This is a genomic window from Haladaptatus sp., assembly GCF_049589095.1.
Classification (GTDB): Archaea; Halobacteriota; Halobacteria; order Halobacteriales; family Haladaptataceae; genus Haladaptatus.
Window position 1 is genome coordinate 1 of the sequence record NZ_JBAWAC010000060.1, and the last position, 3,026, is coordinate 3,026.

General features: G+C 62.4%; 5 protein-coding genes and 1 pseudogene. 2 read left to right on the forward strand and 4 right to left on the reverse strand.

The features are described from left to right. Nucleotides 1–239: hypothetical protein (locus tag WBV42_RS02070; protein ID WP_423984557.1), on the forward strand; the 239-nt coding region annotated here is incomplete at its 5' end. Between the two features lie 83 nt (nucleotides 240–322). Here WBV42_RS02070 and WBV42_RS02075 read toward each other — a convergent pair. After that, the gene (locus WBV42_RS02075; protein ID WP_423984558.1) at nucleotides 323–961 is read right to left on the reverse strand and encodes an NAD(P)-dependent oxidoreductase; all 639 of its coding nucleotides are present in this window, start codon (nucleotides 959–961) and stop codon (nucleotides 323–325) included. Between the two features lies 1 nt (nucleotide 962). Beyond that, nucleotides 963–1,250, reverse strand: a complete 288-nt coding sequence (locus WBV42_RS02080; protein ID WP_423984559.1) for a zinc-binding dehydrogenase — start codon at nucleotides 1,248–1,250, stop codon at nucleotides 963–965. Between the two features lie 7 nt (nucleotides 1,251–1,257). Between WBV42_RS02080 and WBV42_RS02085 the strand changes: the two genes are divergently transcribed. Then, the gene (locus WBV42_RS02085; RefSeq protein WP_423984560.1) at nucleotides 1,258–1,428 is read left to right on the forward strand and encodes a helix-turn-helix domain-containing protein; all 171 of its coding nucleotides are present in this window, start codon (nucleotides 1,258–1,260) and stop codon (nucleotides 1,426–1,428) included. Between the two features lie 37 nt (nucleotides 1,429–1,465). On the opposite strand, the gene WBV42_RS02090 is transcribed toward WBV42_RS02085, so the two are convergent. Together WBV42_RS02090 and WBV42_RS02095 are read right to left on the reverse strand one after the other, a co-directional pair. Continuing rightward, nucleotides 1,466–2,728 (reverse strand): MFS transporter, encoded by a 1,263-nt coding sequence (locus tag WBV42_RS02090; RefSeq protein ID WP_423984561.1) that lies wholly within the window; start codon nucleotides 2,726–2,728, stop codon nucleotides 1,466–1,468. Nucleotides 2,729–2,828: 100 nt separating this feature from the next. Continuing rightward, a pseudogene (locus WBV42_RS02095) lies at nucleotides 2,829–3,026 on the reverse strand (heavy metal translocating P-type ATPase); the annotation flags it as partial.

Genomic DNA, 3,026 nt, shown 5'->3' on the forward strand with positions numbered 1-3,026 from the left:
ATCGTAGGGATGCCATCATGCCCACCGAGATCAGCCAAAAAGAGATCGTTGTCGCGATTCGAAACGCACCAGCGCCGGTGGTGAACACGACGTATCTCGCGGACGAGTTGGGCGTCCCCCGTGAGCGACTCGGTGACCAACTCGCGGAGTTGGTCGCCGATGGCGTCCTCGAACACACGGAAGTGCGTGGTCGGGGTCACCTCTGGTGGCTCTCGGCCGCGAGCGAACTGGACGAGTGAAAAAAACGGGAACGACATTGGAGGAATCGGCCGATTGCTCACTTCGCAACACCGGCGCAACTGGACGGTACTGAGGCGTCCATTCAGTTAACGATCATCGGTGCTTCACCGACCCATCCGTCCGTCTCCGCCGCTCGGATCATGAACGCCGCCACATTAGCTCGCGAGACGGTTGACAAGGTGGTGAGTCTGAGATATCCCGTTCGATAGTCACGAGTGCGTGGACCGCTCCGAAGGCATGGTGGTCTGACCATGACCCATTCGCAATCGCTCGCCGCGAGCGTTCTCATGAGTCGTTCTCCTCCCCCGATGAGATCGCCTGCGACGAGGTCCACCGCGGATGAGAGAATCCGTCCCGAAACGGAGAACGGGTCATTTGGATGGGAAATAACTCTGCCGCCGAGAATCACGACCCGTGGAACGTCGTGCGTCTGCATCGCAGCGAGGATGTTCTCCCCGCCGCGAATCGCCATTTCGATAGGGGAACCTTCTGCGGGGCCGAGCGCGCTGAGTACGACATCGGCACCTTCAACGGCGCGTTCGACCGCGTCTGTGTCGAGGACGTCACCCTCGACGATGGACAAGTGACTATTATCGCGGTGGATCGGATCCACTTTCTCCGGGCTTCGAACGAACGCTCGTACCTCGTGCTCCCGTAACAGTGCGGAATCCACGACGTGACGACCGACCCTGCCCGTCGCTCCAAACACGACGACCTCCATTTCAGTTCTCCTCGGTGTCGCTCGTCGTGAGAATGATCTTCCCGCAGAGGTCCCCGTTCTCGCTCAACTCGTGTGCCTGCTGTGCTTCGGCCAGCGGGAACACCGTATCGAGCGTCGGCGCGACGGTACCGTCTTCGAGGAGTTCGGTAATCTCGTCAAGCCATTCCCGGTCGAGGGTGTCCGACCGTTCGACGCAAGTGTTGCAGCGAGCGCTCGCCGCAATCCCCGAGGAGATCAACATCAGCGTCGAGCGAATCGGCGTGTACTCTCCGGGGACGAGCAATCTCACCGGATTATTGACCGACCGCCAACAGGAGATTTTGGACATCGCGATGGAACTCGGCTACTACGAGAACCCGCGCCGTGCCACTCACGGGGAAATCGCCGAGCGCGTCGGAATCGACGCGAGTACGGTCAGCGAACATATGCGAAAGATAGAATCCCGGGCGTTCGCGTTCCTCGCTTGAAATTCGATATGAGAGCGGAAGAGAGGAGTATTCGTTTTCACTCGTTCGGCAACAGCGCGTACAGTCCGAGTGCCACCGCCGACAGTACGCCCAAGATGACGAACGCGAGGTTCAACCGGTTCGCGTCGGCGAAGACCCCCATAAACGTCGAACCGAGCGAGCCGACGAGGAAGAAACCGGTCCGGATAAATCCCCACGCCGACCCTTGGAGGTGGTCGGGAAGCGCGCCGACGATGAAGGAGTTCGTGACGGCATTGACCGCCATGCGCGTACCGAGAATCCCGACGACGACCGCGATCGCGAGTTTTCCGGAGACGAACGTCAGTGCGATTGGGGCGACGACGCCGATGGCGGTGACGACGAGGAGGACGGGTTTGATGCCGATCCGGTCGGCGGCACTGCCCGCGACGATTTGGGACGCCGCGCCGACGACGAACATGAACCCGAACAGCAGGGCGGCGGTCCCCTGACTCAACCCCTTCGTCTGGAGATACGTCGGGAGGAACGCCGTGATACCCTGATAGGCGAACAGCAGAATCGCCACCGAGAGGGTCGCCAACAGGATGGAACGGTCCGAGAGGGTTCCGAGGAGTTCGCCGAAATCCGGCAGTGCGGACGCAGTGGATTCGCCGCCGTCCGAAACGGCGTCGGCGTTCGACGAGTCGCTAGTCGGCCGTTTGTCCTCGGACGGGCGCTCGGGGACGACACGCCACGTCAACGCCGCCATGACGAAGAACGGGACCGCGAACCCGGCGAGGATGGCCCGCCACCCGACGGCACCCACGACGCCCGCCGCGATGTTCGGGAGGAAGGCGGAGCCGAGACTGCCGATGGCGAGCGTCACGCCGAAGGCAGCGCCGGCGTTTCTCGTGAACGTGCGCGAGAGGACGGTTCCGCGACTCGGGCCGTACAACCCGGAACCGAGTCCGTACGCTGCGCTGCCGACGAAGAAGACGCCGAACAGCGGCGCGAACCCGAGGACGAGCATGCTCACGCCCGACAGACAGAGGCTCGCGGTCAGGAGTCGTCGCTCGCCGATGCGGTTAACCAACACTCCGGCGGGAAACTGCATCAGGGCGTAGCCTATCCAGAGGGTCGTGATGGCGAGTCCGGCGTACGCATCCGAGATGTGAAACGTCGCTTCGATTTGTGGCAACAGCGTCGGGACGATAAACCGCATGCCGAGCGTGAACGCCCACCCGATAGCCACGGCGACGAGAAGCGACCCGCGACCGTCGCCGCGAAGGCCGCGAAGCGTCCCCCGAACCTGCCGAGATAGAGACCGATAGCGCGGAGACATTGCGTGATTCGACCAACGTTCTGCGAGGGGTTAAACGGGCGGATGAGGGGGTAATCTGTCCGGTTTTTTCGAACCGGGAGACGGTTTCCGAACGGCCCCATCAGACCGTCAAATCGACGCCTCGCAGTCGCTGGGCGTTGATGGCGACGATGACCGTGCTGGCGGACATGAACACGGCACCGATGGCCGGCGAGAGGAGGATTCCGAACGGCGCGAGAATCCCTGCCGCGAGCGGGAGGGTGACGACGTTGTATCCCGTCGCCCACACGAGGTTCTCCTGCATCTTCCGATAGCTCGC